Annotated in this window: 1 protein-coding gene, 8 tRNA genes and 1 rRNA gene; all 10 read right to left on the bottom strand. The window is 44.8% G+C overall.

Annotation, left to right across the window (positions count from 1 at the left end; genetic code table 11):
* A 16S ribosomal RNA gene (locus AC1FXP_RS23370) occupies positions 1-90 on the bottom strand; the annotation flags it as partial.
* Positions 91-398: 308 nt separating this feature from the next.
* Positions 399-483: transfer RNA gene (locus AC1FXP_RS23365), tRNA-Leu, on the bottom strand.
* A gap of 30 nt (positions 484-513) precedes the next feature.
* A tRNA-Lys gene (locus AC1FXP_RS23360) sits at positions 514-589 on the bottom strand.
* 171 nt (positions 590-760) lie between these two features.
* On the bottom strand, positions 761-925 hold the full coding sequence (locus tag AC1FXP_RS23355) for a hypothetical protein (protein WP_480064312.1): 165 nt from the start codon (positions 923-925) through the stop codon (positions 761-763).
* Positions 926-961: 36 nt separating this feature from the next.
* Positions 962-1,037 (bottom strand) — tRNA-Thr (locus tag AC1FXP_RS23350).
* Positions 1,038-1,040: 3 nt separating this feature from the next.
* Positions 1,041-1,116: transfer RNA gene (locus AC1FXP_RS23345), tRNA-Phe, on the bottom strand.
* 22 nt (positions 1,117-1,138) lie between these two features.
* Positions 1,139-1,215, bottom strand: a tRNA-Asp gene (locus AC1FXP_RS23340).
* Between the two features lie 8 nt (positions 1,216-1,223).
* Positions 1,224-1,297: transfer RNA gene (locus tag AC1FXP_RS23335), tRNA-Met, on the bottom strand.
* 154 nt (positions 1,298-1,451) lie between these two features.
* Positions 1,452-1,527, bottom strand: a tRNA-Val gene (locus AC1FXP_RS23330).
* 13 nt (positions 1,528-1,540) lie between these two features.
* A tRNA-Glu gene (locus AC1FXP_RS23325) sits at positions 1,541-1,615 on the bottom strand.
* Positions 1,616-1,659: the final 44 nt, after the last annotated feature.

The raw sequence follows: 1,659 nt of genomic DNA, 5'->3' as shown, positions 1-1,659 counted from the left end.
AAGAGCAAGCTCTTAATCAGTCCGCTCGACTTGCATGTATTAGGCACGCCGCCAGCGTTCGTCCTGAGCCAGGATCAAACTCTCCATAAAAATGGTAAGCTGATTAGCTCAATTTGCATTACGCTAGCAATACAATAAATTAAGGAAGATATTTTCTAAAGAAAATATCTTTGACGAGATATCATGTATCTCTATTATTTCGCTTGGCTTTTGTTCAGTTTTCAAAGAACTCATTTGCATCACTTCATCAACGAGATAAGTAACTATATCACAATAACAAGTTCTGCACAACAGATTTAAAATAAAATTCACTGCGACTTAGCAGCGACAAATAATAATATATAATGTTCATTCATTACACACAATTTTTTAAGGGGAATCATTTGGTAATTAATGTATGGTGCGGGTGAAGGGAGTCGAACCCCCACGTCATAAGACACTAGATCCTAAGTCTAGCGCGTCTGCCAATTCCGCCACACCCGCATAATTGATGTTTTAAAAAAACATCTTAAATGGTGAGCCATGAAGGACTCGAACCTTCGACCCTCTGATTAAAAGTCAGATGCTCTACCAACTGAGCTAATGGCTCTTGCTGTTTTTCATAGAAGTGTTTCATGTTGCTTACGAACGACGAATCGCTCCGTGGTCTTACCTGTTCTTTACTCTGCTAGTTTAGCTTCGCAGCTCACTGCGTCAGAACAACTCGAAGTTAAACTCAAGTAGATTTGCTCGTAACTGAGCTAATGGCTCTTGCTGTTTTTCATAGAAGTGTTTCATGTTGCTTACGGACGACGAATCGCTCCGTGGTCTTACCTGTTCTTTCCTCTGCTAGTTTAGCTTCGCAGCTCACTGCGTCAGAACAACTCGAAGTTACCTCAAGTAGATTTGCTCGTAACTGAGCTAATGGCTCTTGCTGTTTTTTCATAGATCTAATTCACAAGAAATACATAATTAAGAAAAATGGTGCCGGCCAGAGGACTTGAACCCCCAACCTACTGATTACAAGTCAGTTGCTCTACCAATTGAGCTAGGCCGGCTTATGGTGGCTCAGGACGGAATCGAACCGCCGACACATGGATTTTCAGTCCATTGCTCTACCGACTGAGCTACTGAGCCACTACAAAGTAATAAAAATAAATGGCGGTCCGGACGGGACTCGAACCCGCGACCTCCTGCGTGACAGGCAGGCATTCTAACCAACTGAACTACCGGACCAAAGGCAATTGCGGGGGACGGATTTGAACCGTCGACCTTCGGGTTATGAGCCCGACGAGCTACCAGACTGCTCCACCCCGCGTCGTTATAAAGTAAATCGATGTTGCTATTTCAAATGAAGTTGTCTTTTCCTCTTCAAGTAACGCTTTGATGTGTATGCGTCAAGACATGTCGTAGATCATTCGACGATGTTTCGCTACATGCTCCACCCCGCGTCGTTAAATAATAAATAAATATGGTGGAGGATGACGGGATCGAACCGCCGACCCCCTGCTTGTAAGGCAGGTGCTCTCCCAGCTGAGCTAATCCTCCAGTTTTGTGTTGTTGGTGACCCGTACGGGATTCGAACCCGTGTTACCGCCGTGAAAGGGCGGTGTCTTAACCGCTTGACCAACGGGCCAATCTAATGGCTCCACAGGTAGGACTCGAACCTACGACCGATCG

The organism is Halalkalibacter sp. HAAS-P013 (genome assembly GCF_056619925.1).
This window is presented reverse-complemented; position numbering and strand designations above follow the sequence as displayed.

What these genes read in the sequence shown, in the direction of transcription:
- AC1FXP_RS23355 (WP_480064312.1), bottom strand. Translation starts at nt 925, where the DNA reads ATGAAAAAACAGCAAGAGCCATTAGCTCAGTTACGAGCAAATCTACTT.